Origin of the sequence: Pseudomonas sp. PDM25 (assembly GCF_019219045.1) — a bacterium.
Classification (GTDB): domain Bacteria; phylum Pseudomonadota; class Gammaproteobacteria; order Pseudomonadales; family Pseudomonadaceae; genus Aquipseudomonas.
The window spans coordinates 489,856-506,649 of sequence record NZ_JAHUWL010000002.1; the positions used below are offsets into that span (position 1 = coordinate 489,856).

Genomic DNA, 16,794 nt, shown 5'->3' on the forward strand with positions numbered 1-16,794 from the left:
CATGACGCTTCTGACCATCGCCACCACCCAGATGCCTTGCACCTGGGACTTGAAAGAAAACCTCGATCAGGCCGAGCAATTAGTGCGCGAGGCCGCGGCCAAAGGCGCCCAGGTCATCCTGTTGCAGGAGCTGTTTGCCACGCCGTATTTCTGCATCGAGCAAAGCCACAAGCACCTGGAGCTGGCTGCAGAATATCGATACAGCCCTGTGCTCAAGCGCTTTGCCGCATTGGCCAAAGAGTTGGGGGTCGTGCTGCCGCTGAGCTGGTTCGAGAAGGCCGGCAATGCCTACTTCAATTCCTTGAGCGTGGCCGATGCCGACGGGCGCCTGCTGGGTGTGTATCGCAAGACCCACATTCCCAACGCCATCGGCTATCAGGAGAAGGAATACTTCAGCCCCGGCGATACCGGTTTTCGTGTCTGGGACACGGCGTTCGGGCGCCTGGGGGTGGGGATCTGCTGGGATCAGTGGTTCCCCGAGACTGCGCGCTGCCTGGCGTTGATGGGCGCTGAAGTCTTGCTGTTTCCCACCGCCATCGGTTCTGAGCCTGGCTGCGCGACGCTGGATTCCCGTGATCACTGGCAGATGACCATGCGCGGCCACGCCGCCGCCAACCTGCTGCCGGTGGTGGCGGCCAATCGCGTCGGCCGAGAGGCGGCGACCACTGATCCGACCTTGCAGATGAGCTTCTACGGCTCGTCGTTTATCTGCAATCACAAGGGCAAGTTGCTCGCCGAAGCCGACCGCGACAGCACCGGCGTGCTGGTGCAAAGCCTGGACCTCGCCGCCATGCGTGAAGAGCGCTTGAGCTGGGGCATTTACCGCGATCGCCGTCCGGACATGTACGGCGCGCTGTTGACTCAGGACGGTCGCCACACCCACGCACGCTGGAAGACTCAAGAGGTTTGATATGCACACGATCAAAAAGCTGTTGAGCGGCACCTTGGGCCTGGCGCTGGGCTGTGCCTTGCCGGCGCTGCATGCGGAAGAAAAAACCCTCAGGCTGTACAACTGGGCCGACTATTTTGCCGAGGACACGCTGGCCAAATTCACCGCCGAAACCGGGATCAAAGTGATCTACGACGTCATGGATGGCAGTGAAACGCTGGAAGCCAAAATGCTCGCTGGGGGCAGCGGTTATGACCTGATCTTCCCGGGCGACACCGTTGCCGAACGCTTGATGCGCGCCGGCAGCCTGCAACCGCTGGATCATTCAAAACTCACGGCCCTGGATGACATCGAACCCGGCTTGCAGAAGCTGCGAACGCACTACGAGTATTCGCGCCAGGCCACCGTCCCTTACACCTGGGGCACCATCGGCCTGACCTACAATGCCGAGCAGGTCAAACAGCGTGTGCCGGATGCTCCGGTCAACAGTCTCGACATGTTGTTCAAACCGGAACTGGCTGGCAAATTTGCCGACTGCGGCATTTCGATGATCGATTCGCCGGACGAAGTGCTGGCGGTGGTGCTCAACTATCTGGGCCGCGAGCCACGCAGCGCCAAACCCGAAGACCTGGCCGCAGCGAGTGATCTGCTGCTGAAGCTTCGGCCGTACATCCGCAAGTTCCAGTCGCAGCCGGTCACCGATCTGGTGAATGGCAACCTGTGCCTGTCGCTCGGTTACAGCGGCGACATGACACAGGCGCAACGGACGGCGGATTCCGCCGGCAAGCACGCCATGTTCCAGTACCGCATCCCCCGTGAAGGCACCACGGTGTGGATGGACACCATGGCGATTCCGGTCGACGCCAGACATCCGGAGTACGCCTATGCATTCATCAACTTCGTCATGCGCCCGGACAACATGGCCGCCATCAGTAACTTCACCGGCTACCCCACCTCCAATGCCAAGGCACGTGCGAGCGTCGATGAGACCATGCGCAACAACCCGGATATTTACCTCGATGAGGCCACTTACGCACGGTTGATTCCGGGCAAGGACATTCCTCAGCCCGATATGCGGGCGCGCATGCGCACCTGGACCAAGTTCAAGACGGCCACCGCAAAATGACTTCAGGCACACATTCCAGGGATCAACAGATGTCGACGCGTCGTGAGTTCATCAAACAGGTATCGGTCGTCGCCGGTTTGGGCGCGGCAGCGTCTATCGGGCTTGGCCTGACACCGCTGTGCGTGCAAGCGGCTACCCCCGGCAGTTGGCGTATGCCGGATGAGGGCGATAAGCATCAGCGGGCCTTCATCGCCTTTGGCGCACAGGAAGCGATCTGGGAGGATTTCACCCCCGACGTACAAGCCGCCATTGGCCTGATCGCTCGCACTCTCGCGCGATATGAACCGGTGACCGTGTTCTGTCGTGAGCGTGAACGGGGGCTGGCCGAAGAACACTGCGGCACGGAAAACATCACCTACGTCGCCAGCGAACTCGACGACATCTGGATGCGCGATACCGGCGCCAACTTCGTCATTGATGGGCAAGGCGGGCTCGGCGCCGTGGATTTCAACTTCAACGGCTGGGGCAACAAACAGCAGCACGGCGACGATGCGCAACTGGCCGCTCTGGTTGCGAGCACCGTGGATGCCCGTCATATCCGCAGCGAGTTGGTGGGCGAGGGCGGTGGTATCGAAGTGGATGGTCACGGCACGGGGATCATGACCGAAAGCAGCTGGATCAATGCCAACCGCAACCCCGATTGGAGCAAGGCCGAGATCGAGCAAGAGCTGAAAGCGCGCTTGGGTTTGCGCAAGATCATCTGGCTGCCGGGGATCAAAGGTAAGGACATCACAGATGCCCACGTCGATTTCTACGCCCGTTTCGTCAAGCCAGGCGTGGTGATCGCCAACCTCGACAACGACCCCCAGTCATACGATTACAGCGTCACGCGGGCCCATTTGGACATTCTAAAAAATGCCACGGATGCCGATGGCCGCAAGCTGCAGGTGCATACCGTGTCGCCACCGCTCAACCCACGAAAGAGCAAGTTCAGCCGCAACAACCCGGACTTTGCCGCTGGCTACATCAACTATTTCGTGATCAACGGGGCGGTCATTGCGCCCGAGTTTGGTGACAGGGCGGCAGACTCCAAAGCCTTTGATTTGCTGTCCGAACTCTACCCGGACCGTGAAGTAGTGCAGCTCAACATCGACGCGATCTCTGCCGGTGGCGGCGGTATCCACTGTGTGACCAGTCACCAACCGTTGGCATAGCCGTCAGGCCTTGACCCAGCGTTGACGGCTCCAGCTGCTCAAGGTGTCGACGGCTAATACCAGCAACAGCATCGCCAGAATGACCGTGCTGGCTTGAGCTTCCTGGAACAGGCTGAGGCTGACATAGAGCATTTGCCCCAAACCACCGGCGCCGACGAAGCCGAGCACACTGGCCATGCGGATATTGTTTTCCCAGCGGTACAGGATGTAGGCCAATAGTTGTGGCAACAGGTTGGGCAGTGATCCGTAGCAGAACGCCGATACGGCATTGCCGCCCTGTAGGCGGATGGCTTCGGCCGGTTCGGGTGGGGTGTTTTCCAGCGCTTCGGCGAACAGCCGACCGAGTACGCCGGTGGTGTGCAAGGCCAGGGCCAGGGTGCCGGCATTGGGGCCTAACCCGGCGGCCAGGACCATCAGCGCAGCCCACACCAGTTCCGGAACCGCACGCAAGGCGTTGAGCACAAGGCGCGACGCGCTTTGCAGAGGCCAGCCGAAGCGCCCGGCCGCGGGCAATGCCAACAGCAGACCGAATACCGCCGCAAGCAGGGTGCCAAGGGCGGACATGGCGATGGTTTCCAAGGCACCGTGGCCGATGGCTTGCAGATGGCTCGCGCTCAGGTCCGGGCTGAGAAAACGCTGCGCATAAGCGCCCATCTGCTTCAGGTTACTGCTGCCACCGAGCTCGCCGAGGTCGATGCCCAAATAGATGAATGAGGCGACCACCGCTGCGCCGATACACAGGAGCAGCACCAGGTTGATCAGGCGATTCATGCCAGCCTCCAGCGCAGCAGACGGCTGAGTTGATCGGCGAGCAGTACCAGTACGAGAAATGTCAGTAACAAACTGGCCACTTCACCGCCGGCGAACATGCGCAACGACAAATCCATTTGCTGGCCCAGACCGCCGGCACCGACGAAGCCCATCACCACCGAGGCGCGGATTGCGCATTCCCAGCGGTACACCGTGTACGACAGCAGCTCGGCAGCGACATTGGGCAGGATCCCGTAGAAAAAGGCGGCGAGCCGACCGCTGCCAGCCTGCAGCAATGCGTGAGCCGGACGCTGGTCGATCGACTCGAAAATTTCCGCGTAGACCTTGCCCAACATGCCGCTGTAGGTAATGGCAATGGCCAGCACCCCGGCCGTCGGGCCGAGGCCGACGGCGCGCACGAACAAAAGCGCCCAGACGATTTCCGGCACGCTGCGCAGGAAGATCAGTAAACCGCGGACCGGCCACCGCAGCAGTTGGCCCCAATAACTCGGGTGGCCGGCGCGGGAGGCAGCAGACAACGACAGAGCCCGACTGGCCAGCAGGCTGGCGGGGATGGCCAACAGCAACGCCAGGGCCATGCCGGCCGTGGCGATGGCCAGGGTCTGCAAGGTGGCTTGCACTAACAGCTCAATGAATTCCTCGCCATGGGCCGGTGGCCAGAAGGCTGAGACAAACCGGCCCATCTCGCTCTGGCTGTCACTCGCCACCAGCACACTGAGGTCCAGCTCGCTGAAGTGGATGCCTGGCCACAGCAAAGCAAGGGCCAGCAAGGTGAGCAGCAGGCGGGGCCGGGTGGCCGGATCTCGGGTATCACGGGTCAGCATCGGGGGATCTGCACACTCAAGGGCGCCGGAGTAATCGGTGGGGATTGCAGCTGCTCGTTGGCGTAAAGCTTATCGAGCAACTCGCGGTCGACTTCGCTGGCCGCAAGGTCGAACAGGATCTGTCCATCACGCAAGCCGATGATGCGCGAAAAGTGCGCCAGGGCCAGCTCCACCGCATGCAGGCTGGCGACCAGGGTGACGTTGTGCTTCCGGGCATGGCGGCAGAGTACCGACAGCGTGTGCTCGGCCAACACCGGGTCCATGGCCGAGACCGGCTCATCGGCCAGCAACACCTCGGGCGCTTGATACAACACGCGGGCAATGCCCACACGCTGTAGCTGTCCACCAGACAGTTGCTGACAATGCGCGAACAACTTGTCGCTGAGATCCAGCCTGGCCAGCGCCGCACGTGCGCCCGGAACATCCACCGGACGCAGCAAGTTCAGCAGGCTTTTGCCCAGTCCCCACTGACCCAGCTTTCCAGCCAGAACCGCAGTGACCACGCGCTGGCGCGGTGGCAGCGGGGGCGCTTGATGGATCAGGCCGATGCGCGCGCGAAGACGCTGACGCTGACGGGCAGACAGCTGCCAGGCGCGCTCGCCGAGCACCTGCAGCTCACCGTTGTCCGGGCGCAGGGCGGTGGCCAGCAGGTTGAGCAGGCTCGACTTGCCCGCGCCGGACGGACCGATGATGGCGACCTGTTCGCTGGCACCGATGTGCAAGTCCACCCCACGCAACGCCTGGACGCCGTTGGCGTGGGTAAGGTTGACCTGGGTCAGATGCAACGTCATTTGAGCAGGTCGGCAGCGCGTGCGGCTTCCTCGATGCCCTTGTAGTTCTCGGGTTTGGTTTCGATGAATCGGCTGGCGGCCTGCAGATCCAGAATCTCCTTGTCCTTCGGGTTCGCCGGATCGAGCGCCAGGAAGGCTGCCTTGATCTTGGCTGCCAGTGCCGGGTCGAGGGTCCCGCGCACGGTCCAGTTGTAGTCGAAGTAGGCCGGGGTGGTCTCAAACACTCTGACCTTGGTGGTGTCGACCTTGCCGGCAGCGACCAGTTTTTCCCACACGCTGGCGTTCAATACCCCGGCGTCGACCTTGCCGGCCTGGACCCAGGCGACAGTGGCGTCATGCGCGCCGGAGTAGCCCACGCGACTGAAGTAGGTTTCCGGCTTGATGCCGTCCTTCAGCATGAAATAGCGCGGCATGAGACTGCCCGACGTGGAGGATACCGAGCCGAAGGCGAAGGTCTTGCCCTTGAGATCGGCGAGGGACTTGACGGCCGGGTCGGCGGTGATGAATTTGCTGGTGAACTGGGCGTCCTGTTCGCGCTGTACAAGCGGAATGGCATTGCCGGTTTTCAGGCGCGCCTGCACGAACGTGAAGCCGCCCAGCCAAGCCATATCGATTCGGTCGGTGGCCAGCGCCTCGACCACGGCCGGATAGTCGCTCACGGGAACGAACTCGACCTTCATGCCCAATTGTTGTTCCAGGTAGGCGCCCAGCGGCTTGAACTTGCGCAGCAGTTCGGTCGGGGCTTCATCGGGAATAGCACTGACTTTCAGGGTGTCGGCGGCCTGCGCCAACAGGGTACAAAAAGACAGCGTCACGCCGACAGCCAATGCCAGGGTACGGTTGAGCATGAAAATTCTCCGGTGCATTAAGGCAAAAATGTCGATCCGCCAAGCGCAAGCTGGTTGCTGCATGGCGCGTTGTGAGGGTAGACGAAATGGAGCGTAATTGACCGCTTTGGCCCACTTGTCAGTGCGACAAGCCTGAAGTCGATCCGGCCAGGATGATACGTGGTTTAGTGCTTTTAGCAGCCCGAAATCGCTATGTTTCATGACCACTCGTAACCCGGCACGAGGGCTGGCTCACGCTTGGCTATTCTTCTATGACACTGCAGCGTTGCACGTTGAACAGAGGATTGAATGATGAGGATGTTACTGATGGTCGAGTGCCCTAATGAACCCTTCAATACCCTTGTAAAAGCCGGGAAGGTGGGTGAGGTTGTTGAACGCATCCTGGCCAGCATCAAACCGGAGGCGGCGTACTTTACCGAGCAAGATGGCAAGCGTGGTGGGATTTTTGTGGTCGACGTACAAGACCCCTCCGACATCCCCGCATTGGCAGAGCCCTTTTTTCTCAACTTCAACGCCACCTGCAAGTTCCGTATTGTGATGAGCCCACAGGATCTGCAAAAGTCCGGTCTGGAGACGCTCGGGCAAACGTGGGCGTGCTGAGAGGTCAGCCACGTCTGATTAATCAGTTCCGTACAGTCCACAGCATGGTCTGAACCCTGATATGCGGATGACTGGCCAAAGGTTCCCATTCGTCGATGAAAGAGAAACCCTGCTTTAGGTAGAAGTGGGAGGCTCTTGCATTGTCCGGGGAGACATCCAGAAAAACGCGATCATGCCCTTTGCCGATCGCGCGAGATTTTACCGCCTCTACAAGCTGAGCTGCCACGCCAGAACCCCGTGAAGCGGGTTCTACCCACATTCCGATCAGGTTGTAGCGATTCGCTTGACTGACCCCGGCACCGATCATTCCCACCGGTTTGCTGTCCTTGATGGCCAGCCAGAATTCCGGTCCGGCCGCTGACGAGGCGCGTTCATTCCACTGCTCGTCACTGTATTGAGCGGCCTCTTGGTAACTCACACCAAACGCTGTCGGCGTGTCCAACAGCGCAGCGAGACGGACTTGCTTCAAAAACATCCAGTCTTTGGCTTCCGTCAATCGAATGTCCATGATCTTCCCTGAATGGCGCGCAATGGCTGCTTTCGTAGTCTAGTTTTTTTTCTTGATCAGTTTAGCCAGGTAGTACTTTAGGCTTAAACGATCTTTGGGCCTTGGTTTGTAGTGGGTTTTATTTCTTTGTGCAGGATCGATCACCATGGTTCCTGCGGTGTAGTAGTAAAGCGCAATGGACCTACGGGTGATGTGCTCTGGAGTTGTTAAAGGCTCTGGATGCCCATGATTGCTGTCTTTGTCTGTGTTGAAAATGACACAGCGATTGTAAATGGGCAGGACTTTTTTAAGGCAGGTCTTCATCCCGACATCCCAAAGTTCAAGGTTGCCGCCGTATTCCTCTCGCCAGTCTTCATTTAGATAAATGATGATATTCAGTCGGCGTTCAACATTAAGCTTTTTGTTGAGTCTGAAGTCCGAGTGTACCCCCAGGAAGCCACCACTTTTCGTTTCATGCAGGCCGCCACCAGTAAAGTAGGGGTCGGGTATCAAGCCTTCAATACCTGTGAGCTTCTCAAGAAACTGCAGCATGGGGGCTGAGTTGAAGGCATTGAAGATAGTCTTCAAATAGGGGGTGCATTCGTTGGGGCTGATTTGACGTTTTAGTTGACCTTTATAGCCGCGCTCATACAGCATTTCGTTGTTGGTGGGTTCAGTTGGGAAGTGCGAGCAGATACTTGCAATCAGCGCTTCATCCAGGAAATTATCGATGACGATGTGCGGAAATGGCGTCGCCTGAACATAGCCACTGGCCAATGACGAACCCAAGGCGCTGGCGGCGTTCTGGTCGAAATCAAGCTCCGGGGAGAGGGTCATGGGTAGTGCTTGAGTGTTGGGTGCCATTACCGCTCCAATAACTTGATATAAAGACGTTTGAGTGACTTCAAACAGCGTCCAGCGCACTGCTCGTTGTGTCTCTTCATCGCTTAACTTTTGCTGTCTTCTTTTTTCAGGCGCTTAAGGATGTCGTTGTACATTTTGGTTCGTCTATGAGTTTTTTCATAGCCGCCAGCCGCGGCGACTGTGCCGGCCTGGATGTGATCCAGATAACTGAAGATTTTTCGCGGGGATAACATTTCAACGACATAGCCAAGTTCGGTCATGCGGTCCTGGAGGGTGTAGCCTGGCACGCGATCATCCATCGAAAAATGCATGTTGTGCTGTTTGATAAGTTTGCAGTTCCACAATGTACAGAAACTTTTCAAGTAGACTTCTCTGTACGGTTTTGGTTCTTTGGAACGTAATCCCATGGAGATTTTCAGGTGCCTGAAATGGTGTTTGAACAGGCGTGAGCTAAAGCGCCAAAGCGTTCTCGTGGTGCCGCGGTTTAATTGCTCAACACAGCCGACGGCTACGACTTTTTGGTTTTTTAAGCATTTATTCAGCATCATCGGAAAAACATTTTTATCGAAAACAAATGTATCGGTGTGCATTAGAAATAAATAATCAGTTTCAACTCGCTCCAAAACCAGGTCAAGTGCTTTGCCATGCGCGACATGCCCGGGTTCTGGTTCGGAAACAGAACGTTCGATTAAATTGATCCAGTCAAGCGTACGTAAATACTCAGTGCTTTCATCGGCGGAGTAGTTGTCAACTACCCATACTGGGATGTTGTGGCTGGCCACATGCTGGTGCAATAAGTCCAAGCATATCTTGGTGATTTCTGGTGTTTTGTAATTGACAATAACTATGCTGAAAGTTTTAGAGTCGTCAGCCAGAAAGTTAGTGTTATTCATCGTTCAGACGCCCAATGATATTGCATTTTATTGTAGGGATAATTGAACATGCCTACAGCTTTCGCTAAGGTGTCTGCACAAGATTTGCTTGACCATAAAAACACAATTTGTTAAGCCCGATTTGTCAAATACAACCATGGTTTACTCTGCCTGATGGAGAGCAGTATATGCGGACTTCATCGTATAAGGATCTGCGCTGTAGGTAAACGTTCGTGACTTAATTTGTTACACGTTCCCCCGCCAGCTATCTCCCGTACACGCAGCCTGGCTAAGTACAGCCATTGCTGGCACCCAGCATGATTCGGTCGGCCTTGCGGTAGTGGGCAAGAAAACGAGGGGGCAAAGGCATTCACTTTTACTCGATGTAATTGAGCCGGAAAAACCAGGTTATTCCGGCACGTCGGGGCCTACATGAGAATCCGTGAAGAGAGTAGCTGTTTGCCATCACGCCTCCCGTGTTCGACGGTGAACACGGGAAACAATGTCAGAAATAGAGGCAAATAATGCTGAAGTGACGCGCAGTAGTGCTTGGGTGTCGATGTGAAGAAATGGAACCCACATCGTCGATAGCGTCTAAATTGCAGAGAGATGTCCCGCCATTGAAGGAACGACTCATGCTCAAATCTCGCTCGTTGATTGCAGCTATTACATGCCTTGCGCTGGTTTCCGGTTCAGTGACTGCATTGGCCGATCCTGGTAATGGAAAGGGCCAGGGAAACGGCAAGGGGCATCCGCAAAACAGCCAGGTTCATGGCAACCAGGGAGGCAAAGGTAAAAACTCCGGGGGCGGCGATTGGGAGAATGGCCCAAGCATCAATCACGCAAGCGTTCTTGGGGTTATTGGCGGGTATCGGGACTACTGGAGCCCCGGCCCTGCATTGCCCCCCGGCATCCAAAAGAACCTCGCGCGAGGCAAGCCGCTTCCCCCCGGGATTGCCAAAAAACTGGACGGTCGGTTGATCGGCAGGCTGCCTCATTATGATGGGTATGAATGGCAGCAAGTTGGCACCGACTTGATATTGGTCGCGCTGGCAACCGGGCTCATCTATGAAGTGCTCAACGGTGCTTTTGATTAATGGGCATGATCCATATGCCCATTTGAAGGCTGTTCTGAAACGGCTGCCCATGAAATTGCCGAGTTGCCGCCGAACAGGTGGCAACCGGCGCTATTCATCCATGCTGATGCCCGATCCGCCTAATTCGTTGGGGACATCCTTCAACTTGGGTAATCCATCCATGCATCATGCGCTTGGGATTGGCTTCATCAGCTTGCGGTGGCGGTTGAGCATTTCGCCGTTCGGCCCGATAACGACTACGCTGTTGTAGAGCGTGCCGCCTCCTTTTTGCCGGTCGCATTCATTGATGCCGCACACAATCGTCACGGCGTGAGCTCTGGCGGCCTCGCACACTTCGCGGCAGTCGCCTTCGCGATGACGAACTCGACGCAGGCCTGCTCATGTGGGACGTGCGCCGATTCGTGAGCATCGAGACATTTCCCTCTCGGCCGGTGGTCATCCACTTCAAGTTCCGCTCGACCCGGCGAGCAAGCAGGGTGGCTCGTGGTTGAACAGGGCGTGGCAGACCTGTGCCGCGACGATCCCGAACGCGTTACATCCGTCGGTCGCAGGACTTGAACTGTCTGGGGCTTAAAGCGTCATAACAATCGCGATATCAACCCTATGGAAGCCATCATGCTTTTAAAAAATAAGAGTCTCATTGCTGTAATGACCTGCGCCCTGATGCTGGCAGCCGCCCCATTACTCCCTGCTGACCTGTCCATCATGAACTCCGCCTATGCGAAAGATGGTGGTGGTGGTGGTGGTGGTGGTGGTGGTGGTGGTGGCGGTGGCGGTGGCGGTGGCGGTGGCGGTAACGGTGGTGGTAATGGGGGAGGCAACGGAGGTGGTAACGGCGGCGGCCACGGCGGCGGCATAGGCAGCGGTCACAGCGGTTCAGATCACTCCGGCGGTGCTAACAGTAACGGCCGCGGCGATGGCCTGAGCAGCGATCATGCCGGCAAGGCTGTTCGCGACCATGGTGTAAGCGGAAACCACTACGGCAATGATCGTAATAGTGATCGCGGTCATGGCCAAGCGACTTCAGGCATTGCCCATTCCAAAGATACTCACGGTGTGACCAAAGCCAGTGCAATCTCGGCCACGACGCCTGGCGATCACAACACGAAAGGGTTGAGCAAAGCCGGGACATCGGTATCGAAAAAGTCGCACTGATCAGTCATAACGGCTGATAGGGAAGTACAACAGACTCAGCTGCACAGCCAGCCGCACGCTTGAGCTCAATTGGACTTCTTCGTGGGTAGCTACCGCGCAAGCCCCCGGACGGGGTGCCTGTCTTACTCGGCAGGGCAGGCACTACCGGGCGAGATCTGGGTTGGGGGTTGGAGCGGCTCCGGGGTTGAGGTTGTTTGCTCATTGTTTGCCTCCTGACTTTTCCGGGTTTCGCGAAGGCTTCCTGATAAAGCTTAGCTGCTTGCTGCGATGGCCTGCATCGTTCGGCAGTGGGTGAACAGGCTGCAAGCGACCAAGCCTTGCAGCACGAACCCCAAAACAAAACGGGCGCCCGACAAGGCGCCCGTTTTCGTTTATTTCACCGCCGGCGCCCGCAAGCGTCGGCCGATCACAACCTCTCTAGCGCAGCAGATGCACCGCCAGGCCGACAAGCGCGCAAGCCATCAGCACCTGTATGACGCCCCGTTTGAAGCGGAACAAGGCAATTGCCGCCAAAATGGCGATCAGTGCAGAAGGCCAGTCGAGGTTGCCGCTGAAGCCTTGCGGCCACAGCACGTGATAGCCGAAGAAACATGCCAGATTGAGGATCACTCCAACCACCGCCGCTGTGATTGCGGTAAGCGGTGCCGTGAATTTGAGTTCGTTGTGAGTCGATTCCACCAGTGGGCCCCCGGCAAGGATGAACAGGAACGAGGGCAGGAAAGTGAACCATGTCACCAGGGTGGCTGCGACAGCGCCGGCCAGAAATACATGATCGGCGCCGAACACTTGTGAGACGTACGCTCCAACAAATCCGACGAAGGCCACCACCATGATCAGCGGGCCTGGTGTGGTTTCCCCCAGTGCCAAACCGTCGATCATCTGGGTCGGAGTAAGCCAGCCATAGTGACCGACCGCACCTTGATAGACATACGGGAGGACTGCATAGGCCCCGCCAAAAGTCAGCAACGCGGCCTTGGTAAAGAACCAGCCCATCTGGGTCAGGGTGCCTTCCCAACCAAAGAGGACAATCAAAATACCCATCGGCAAAGCCCAGAGCACGGCGCCAATCAGGGCGAGCGATGCCAACTTGAACCCGCTGAACCTGGCATGTTCCGGGGATGGAGTGTCGTCATCGATCAAGGCTGGGCCGTAGGACTTTTTGGCAGCGCCATGGCCCCCGGTTCTGAACTTTTCAGGTGCCAGACGCCCTCCGACATAGCCGATTAACGCTGCCCCCAATACGATCAGCGGGAAAGGAACATTGAACGCGAAGATCGCGGCAAATGAAGCGGCTGCTATCGCCCACAGCCAATTATTCTTCAGCGCCCGAGAGCCGATTCTATGTGCCGCCTGCACCACGATGGCCGTCACGGCGGGCTTGATCCCATAGAAGAGGCCAGCCACCACGGGCACTTCGCCGAACGCGATGTACATCCACGATAAAGCGATCAGGATGAACAGTGAGGGCAGCACAAACAGCACGCCGGCGATCACTGCGCCCCAGGTCCGATGCATCAGCCAGCCGATGTAAGTCGCCAATTGCTGAGCCTCTGGCCCAGGCAGCAACATGCAATAGTTGAGCGCATGGAGAAAGCGTCGTTCGGAGATCCAGCGCCGACGTTCTACCAGTTCCTGATGCATGATCGAAATCTGTCCTGCGGGCCCGCCGAAACTGATGAAGCCGAGCTTCAACCAGAACCAGAGTGCTTCACGCAAGCTGACGGCCTCCGGCCTCGATAGATCCCCTTCAACCGTTGATGGCAAAACCTTACTCATTGGGTTGTTCCTCTTTCACAAACTCGGCGAGCAGGCCGTCGAAGATGGCGCTCGCAGCAGCCAGCAAGTGGTCGTCATGGGGAATGGTTTCGCGTAGTCCTGCCAGCACGCGCTCGATGCCGGCCGCCTCCAAAGGCTGAATGCCGCCGACATCGAGGTAGTGCACCAAGGCCGCGATGCGGTTCAGGCCGGGTTCTTGAAGCTCAAAACTGGCTTGCAGGGTTTCGAAGGTCACGCGATTGCCGACATGACTGAAGGTCGCATCATCAAAGTCAAAGCCCAGCGCGTCTGCCGGACAGTCATGTGGAGTATTCAGCCAGAGGATCCGGGCTTGAGGATCAATGAAGCGCCTGATCAACCAGGCACAAGCCAGACGGTCAACCCACGGACGCTTGCGTGTTGCCCAGACACGACGTTGATAGTCGCCACGGTTGAGTGCCGTTATCGGCTCGTCGCGGCTATGGGGTTCATCCGCAGACAACGCTCTGCTGGCAGCCGTCTCAAGCTCCTGCAACGCTGAATCAAACTGCTCCTTGGGCTTGCCTGGAAAATAATCGATGTTGGAGAGTTGATCGTAGTTTTTGCGCAGCTTGCGAATGTGTTTGGTGATGGCCAACGCGTTTTCAGGATTGAGCTGCCCACGGCACGCTTCAATCTCTGCGCGTAGCTTGCTGTAGTCATCGCTACGGTCGAACAACTCGACAAAGCGCTCACCCTGCGGATCGACCACAGGCAGGATGTAAACAGTGCCATTGATAGAAAGGATGTCGCGTTCGACAGACGCCAGCGCTTCACGACAGACACCGGTATCAGGCAACAGATAGGCACCATCGCGCAAAACCGCCGCACCTGAGGCTTTCAGAGCACGCCAGGCTCGCATGCGTTCGGTGGCATTCGCGGTGGGTAAAGCGAGAATCAGTGTCAGCCAGTTTTTCATGTAGAGAGTGCTATTTATTTTGTAGTAGTTATTACATTAACGGTGTTTTTGGCGGTTGGAAAGCCATCCTTTCTGCGTCTACGCTCCGTTTCTATCGGTGCAAGGGGGCGGTGACTTGTGCCCTACGTCCAGGACTTTCTATTGCAACCAGGCGATTGAATAAAAACGCCGTCGAGGCCACATGAATTTATGAGCACTGATTACCAGCAAACCTATTATGAAACCACGGCCGACATCACCCCCTATCCCGCCCAATCGGGTCGTGTCGATACTAAAGTGTGCATCCTCGGTGGTGGCCTGGCAGGCCTGTCGACCGCACTCGGGTTGGCGGAGCGTGGTATCAACGACGTCGTTGTTCTGGAATCTCATCGCCTCGGTCATGGTGCTTCGGGGCGTAATGGCGGCTTCGTCTTCGGAGGCTACAGCCTGGGAAACGCTGACCTTCTCGCCACCCTTGGCGTTGAAGAGGCGCAGCGCCTTTACCGGTTGACGCTTGATGCCGTTGAGTTGATCCGTAATCGTGTCAAACAATACGGTATCGATTGTGACCTGGTTGACCAGGGGGTGATTCTGGCTAATTGGTTCAACGACCCGTCAAGACTTGAAACACCGCGAAAATTGATGAGCGATGTCTATGGGGTTGACTGGGAATACCTGCCGCCAGGCCAGTTGAAAGAGCTACTCAAGACGGAGCGCTATTTCGGCGGCCTGTTGGAGCGCAACGCTTTCCACTTTCACCCTCTCAAGTACGTGTACGGCATTGCTCGCACGGTGGCTGAATTCGGTGTGCGTATCCATGAGCAATCATCCGCCCTGAACATCGAGAGGCGTGGAAAGAAATATGTTGTGAACACCGAAGGCGGGGAAGTGCATGCCGAGCATGTCATTTTTTCCTGTGGCGGATACGCGCGCGGCGTTTATCGCCCGGTTGAACGTGCTGTGCTACCCATTGCCACCTATGTCGTTGCAACCGAACCGCTCGGGGCCCGTTTGAAAGATGTTATTGACTGTGAATCAGCCGTTTACGACACGCGGTTCGCTTTCGATTACTACCGACCGCTTCGCGACAGCAGGCTACTGTGGGGAGGGCGGATTTCGGTGCTCAATCGAAGCCCGGAAGCGATCGCCAGTCTGCTCAAAACAGATCTTTTAACCGTCTATCCCCAGCTGGAAGGTGTGAAAATCCAGTATTCCTGGGGTGGGTTGATGAGTTATGGCCGGCATCAAATGGCCCAGATTGGCCAAGATGATGCTGGCGTCTGGCACGCCGTTGGTTTTGGTGGTCATGGCATGGCGCCCACGACGGTGGCGGGCGAGGTTCTGGCTGACGCAATCGCCAAGTCCATTCCGATTCCCGAAGGTTTCGCCAAGTTCGGGTTGACCCGTACTTTTGGTCTGGCCGGTCTGGTCGCCGCGCAAATGACCTATACCGCCTGCCAGGCGCGAGATGCTTTCGACGCTCTGCGCCTTAACAAGTAACGGCAGCCTATCGTGAAGGCCGGCAATCGACGGTGGATTTAACCGGCCGATGTAACAGGTTGGCTAGCGACTTTCTTGGAAAGTTTCTTACCAAAAGCAATCCACCATTTTTCATAATAGAAGGTCGAGATATGCGCGGTGATAAAAATGGTGGCGAACAATAAAGGGCGCTTCAAATATTTTATGACGGTGTCTCCGCTACCCAGCCAAGTATCTATTAGCAACGGATGAACTACATAGAGAGCGTACGAAATAGTGGCGATATAAAATAGAGCGCGATTATTCAGAAGCTGGGCAGCGCGTGTCTGACTATTGAGTAACGTACTCCCCACCATTGCTGCGGCAAGATAGGGGCGGAAATAATTCATGAAGCCCGCGTCGGGATGACAGGACAAGACAAACAGGAGTAATAAAAATAGTTGCGTGATCCATGTTTGTGTCGGAAGTTTGTCACGGATGTTGCCCAGTCTGTTGTTGTATATCAGTGCCAGTATGCATCCGGAAAGTATTTCATCAATGCGGTAATAAGTGTTGATTGCGACATGCACTTCATTCATGACCCGGTACATCGTGACGGCGATGCAGAGAGCAGGAATCATCAATACCCACTTGTTTCTCATCAGAACGACCAGCAAAGCGATGGCGAAATAAAACTGGACCTCCAGGCACAAACTCCATAGGTGGCCGTTTACACTGCCAAGCCACATGGGCGGCCAGTTGGCAACGAACAGGAAGTTTGCGATGTAGACATCCGAAGTGCTGTTCATGACAGGTAACGCAATGAGCATGTACAACCAGGCGAGCGGCACAATCCGAAAGATTCTGCGGATTAAAAAATCAACGACACTGCTGTTGTTGAGCAGAAAATTTGTTATCAGGAAACCTGATAGCGTAAAAAATATAGCCATTCCCATAACGCCTGCGGCGGCATTAAATTGCCAGGCCTTTGGGCTAAGTGGTAGCAGATGGCACGCCAGGACAAGCAAGATGCTTATGCCGCGCCATCCATCAAGTACGCTGTATCGAGAGCCCGCTACGGAACTACTATTCATATTGGCATCCCGCTCTTGGGTCGATAGGGGGCATTCTATAAAGGCAGTACTGCGTCTGAAATGTCTGAATTC

At 56.7% G+C, this 16,794-nt stretch carries 18 protein-coding genes and 1 pseudogene; 8 read left to right on the forward strand and 11 right to left on the reverse strand.

Annotated features, from left to right (window positions below; all coding sequences use genetic code 11):
• The first annotated feature begins 1 nt into the window (after position 1).
• The 3 genes from aguB to KW848_RS04780 are packed head-to-tail and all read left to right on the forward strand — an operon-like array spanning position 2 to position 3,169.
• Positions 2-910, forward strand: coding sequence for an N-carbamoylputrescine amidase (aguB, locus tag KW848_RS04770; protein WP_218536058.1), 909 nt, complete (start codon positions 2-4; stop codon positions 908-910).
• A 1-nt stretch (position 911) separates the two neighbouring features.
• Positions 912-2,015, forward strand: a complete 1,104-nt coding sequence (locus KW848_RS04775) for an extracellular solute-binding protein (protein ID WP_218536061.1) — start codon at positions 912-914, stop codon at positions 2,013-2,015.
• A 29-nt stretch (positions 2,016-2,044) separates the two neighbouring features.
• The gene (locus KW848_RS04780) at positions 2,045-3,169 is read left to right on the forward strand and encodes an agmatine/peptidylarginine deiminase (protein WP_218536062.1); all 1,125 of its coding nucleotides are present in this window, start codon (positions 2,045-2,047) and stop codon (positions 3,167-3,169) included.
• 3 nt (positions 3,170-3,172) lie between these two features.
• Here the strand turns inward: KW848_RS04780 and phnE are convergent, their stop codons facing one another.
• From phnE to KW848_RS04800, 4 genes are read right to left on the reverse strand one after another with little or no spacing between them, the layout of a single operon-like run.
• A complete protein-coding gene (phnE, locus tag KW848_RS04785; protein WP_218536064.1) occupies positions 3,173-3,940 on the reverse strand; it encodes a phosphonate ABC transporter, permease protein PhnE in 768 nt (255 codons plus the stop codon).
• Positions 3,937-4,764 carry an ABC transporter permease gene (locus tag KW848_RS04790; RefSeq protein WP_218536066.1) on the reverse strand — a complete coding sequence of 276 codons (828 nt, stop codon included), beginning with the start codon at positions 4,762-4,764 and terminating at the stop codon, positions 3,937-3,939. The genes phnE and KW848_RS04790 overlap by 4 nt, the downstream gene beginning before the upstream one ends.
• On the reverse strand, positions 4,758-5,555 hold the full coding sequence (locus tag KW848_RS04795) for a phosphonate ABC transporter ATP-binding protein (protein ID WP_111448855.1): 798 nt from the start codon (positions 5,553-5,555) through the stop codon (positions 4,758-4,760). The genes KW848_RS04790 and KW848_RS04795 overlap by 7 nt, the downstream gene beginning before the upstream one ends.
• Positions 5,552-6,403 carry a putative selenate ABC transporter substrate-binding protein gene (locus KW848_RS04800; protein ID WP_111448854.1) on the reverse strand — a complete coding sequence of 284 codons (852 nt, stop codon included), beginning with the start codon at positions 6,401-6,403 and terminating at the stop codon, positions 5,552-5,554. Before KW848_RS04800 ends, KW848_RS04795 begins: the two co-directional genes overlap by 4 nt.
• A 291-nt stretch (positions 6,404-6,694) precedes the next feature.
• On the opposite strand from KW848_RS04800, the gene KW848_RS04805 reads away from it, so the two are divergent.
• Positions 6,695-7,003 carry a panthothenate synthetase gene (locus KW848_RS04805; protein ID WP_192410756.1) on the forward strand — a complete coding sequence of 103 codons (309 nt, stop codon included), beginning with the start codon at positions 6,695-6,697 and terminating at the stop codon, positions 7,001-7,003.
• A gap of 22 nt (positions 7,004-7,025) precedes the next feature.
• Here the strand turns inward: KW848_RS04805 and KW848_RS04810 are convergent, their stop codons facing one another.
• The 3 genes from KW848_RS04810 to KW848_RS04820 form a co-directional block, all read right to left on the reverse strand.
• Entirely contained in the window at positions 7,026-7,511 is a 486-nt protein-coding gene (locus KW848_RS04810) for a GNAT family N-acetyltransferase (RefSeq protein ID WP_218536070.1), read from the reverse strand.
• A gap of 39 nt (positions 7,512-7,550) precedes the next feature.
• Positions 7,551-8,354: a 2OG-Fe(II) oxygenase gene (locus tag KW848_RS04815; RefSeq protein WP_218536267.1), complete on the reverse strand. Its 804-nt coding sequence runs from the start codon at positions 8,352-8,354 to the stop codon at positions 7,551-7,553.
• Positions 8,355-8,437: 83 nt separating this feature from the next.
• Positions 8,438-9,247, reverse strand: a complete 810-nt coding sequence (locus KW848_RS04820) for a glycosyltransferase (RefSeq protein ID WP_218536072.1) — start codon at positions 9,245-9,247, stop codon at positions 8,438-8,440.
• Positions 9,248-9,861: 614 nt separating this feature from the next.
• Here KW848_RS04820 and KW848_RS04825 point away from each other — a divergent pair.
• A complete protein-coding gene (locus KW848_RS04825; protein ID WP_192410636.1) occupies positions 9,862-10,323 on the forward strand; it encodes an anti-virulence regulator CigR family protein in 462 nt (153 codons plus the stop codon).
• Positions 10,324-10,488: 165 nt separating this feature from the next.
• Here the strand turns inward: KW848_RS04825 and KW848_RS04830 are convergent, their stop codons facing one another.
• On the reverse strand, positions 10,489-10,656 hold the full coding sequence (locus KW848_RS04830) for a nitrilase-related carbon-nitrogen hydrolase (RefSeq protein ID WP_223527716.1): 168 nt from the start codon (positions 10,654-10,656) through the stop codon (positions 10,489-10,491).
• A gap of 5 nt (positions 10,657-10,661) precedes the next feature.
• Between KW848_RS04830 and KW848_RS31710 the strand changes: the two are divergent.
• A pseudogene (locus tag KW848_RS31710) lies at positions 10,662-10,854 on the forward strand (transcriptional regulator); the annotation flags it as partial.
• An 84-nt stretch (positions 10,855-10,938) separates the two neighbouring features.
• A complete protein-coding gene (locus KW848_RS04835) occupies positions 10,939-11,478 on the forward strand; it encodes a hypothetical protein (RefSeq protein ID WP_218536268.1) in 540 nt (179 codons plus the stop codon).
• A 417-nt stretch (positions 11,479-11,895) separates the two neighbouring features.
• Here KW848_RS04835 and chrA read toward each other — a convergent pair whose 3' ends face one another.
• Both chrA and KW848_RS04845 read right to left on the reverse strand, forming a co-directional pair.
• Positions 11,896-13,254 (reverse strand): chromate efflux transporter, encoded by a 1,359-nt coding sequence (chrA, locus tag KW848_RS04840; protein ID WP_218536074.1) that lies wholly within the window; start codon positions 13,252-13,254, stop codon positions 11,896-11,898.
• Entirely contained in the window at positions 13,247-14,191 is a 945-nt protein-coding gene (locus KW848_RS04845) for a chromate resistance protein ChrB domain-containing protein (RefSeq protein WP_218536077.1), read from the reverse strand. The genes chrA and KW848_RS04845 overlap by 8 nt, the downstream gene beginning before the upstream one ends.
• A gap of 189 nt (positions 14,192-14,380) precedes the next feature.
• Between KW848_RS04845 and KW848_RS04850 the strand changes: the two genes are divergently transcribed.
• The gene (locus KW848_RS04850) at positions 14,381-15,670 is read left to right on the forward strand and encodes an FAD-binding oxidoreductase (protein WP_218536080.1); all 1,290 of its coding nucleotides are present in this window, start codon (positions 14,381-14,383) and stop codon (positions 15,668-15,670) included.
• A 38-nt stretch (positions 15,671-15,708) separates the two neighbouring features.
• Here KW848_RS04850 and KW848_RS04855 read toward each other — a convergent pair whose 3' ends face one another.
• Positions 15,709-16,722, reverse strand: a complete 1,014-nt coding sequence (locus tag KW848_RS04855) for an acyltransferase (RefSeq protein WP_218536082.1) — start codon at positions 16,720-16,722, stop codon at positions 15,709-15,711.
• Positions 16,723-16,794 lie beyond the last annotated feature (72 nt).

What these genes read in the sequence shown, in the direction of transcription:
- KW848_RS04825 (WP_192410636.1), top strand. Translation starts at nt 9,862, where the DNA reads ATGCTCAAATCTCGCTCGTTGATTGCAGCTATTACATGCCTTGCGCTG.
- KW848_RS04810 (WP_218536070.1), bottom strand. Translation starts at nt 7,511, where the DNA reads ATGGACATTCGATTGACGGAAGCCAAAGACTGGATGTTTTTGAAGCAA.
- KW848_RS04795 (WP_111448855.1), bottom strand. Translation starts at nt 5,555, where the DNA reads ATGACGTTGCATCTGACCCAGGTCAACCTTACCCACGCCAACGGCGTC.
- KW848_RS04850 (WP_218536080.1), top strand. Translation starts at nt 14,381, where the DNA reads ATGAGCACTGATTACCAGCAAACCTATTATGAAACCACGGCCGACATC.
- KW848_RS04805 (WP_192410756.1), top strand. Translation starts at nt 6,695, where the DNA reads ATGAGGATGTTACTGATGGTCGAGTGCCCTAATGAACCCTTCAATACC.
- KW848_RS04775 (WP_218536061.1), top strand. Translation starts at nt 912, where the DNA reads ATGCACACGATCAAAAAGCTGTTGAGCGGCACCTTGGGCCTGGCGCTG.
- KW848_RS04845 (WP_218536077.1), bottom strand. Translation starts at nt 14,191, where the DNA reads ATGAAAAACTGGCTGACACTGATTCTCGCTTTACCCACCGCGAATGCC.
- KW848_RS04835 (WP_218536268.1), top strand. Translation starts at nt 10,939, where the DNA reads ATGCTTTTAAAAAATAAGAGTCTCATTGCTGTAATGACCTGCGCCCTG.
- KW848_RS04780 (WP_218536062.1), top strand. Translation starts at nt 2,045, where the DNA reads ATGTCGACGCGTCGTGAGTTCATCAAACAGGTATCGGTCGTCGCCGGT.
- chrA (WP_218536074.1), bottom strand. Translation starts at nt 13,254, where the DNA reads ATGAGTAAGGTTTTGCCATCAACGGTTGAAGGGGATCTATCGAGGCCG.
- phnE (WP_218536064.1), bottom strand. Translation starts at nt 3,940, where the DNA reads ATGAATCGCCTGATCAACCTGGTGCTGCTCCTGTGTATCGGCGCAGCG.
- KW848_RS04820 (WP_218536072.1), bottom strand. Translation starts at nt 9,247, where the DNA reads ATGAATAACACTAACTTTCTGGCTGACGACTCTAAAACTTTCAGCATA.
- KW848_RS04815 (WP_218536267.1), bottom strand. Translation starts at nt 8,354, where the DNA reads ATGGCACCCAACACTCAAGCACTACCCATGACCCTCTCCCCGGAGCTT.
- aguB (WP_218536058.1), top strand. Translation starts at nt 2, where the DNA reads ATGACGCTTCTGACCATCGCCACCACCCAGATGCCTTGCACCTGGGAC.
- KW848_RS04855 (WP_218536082.1), bottom strand. Translation starts at nt 16,722, where the DNA reads ATGAATAGTAGTTCCGTAGCGGGCTCTCGATACAGCGTACTTGATGGA.
- KW848_RS04800 (WP_111448854.1), bottom strand. Translation starts at nt 6,403, where the DNA reads ATGCTCAACCGTACCCTGGCATTGGCTGTCGGCGTGACGCTGTCTTTT.
- KW848_RS04790 (WP_218536066.1), bottom strand. Translation starts at nt 4,764, where the DNA reads ATGCTGACCCGTGATACCCGAGATCCGGCCACCCGGCCCCGCCTGCTG.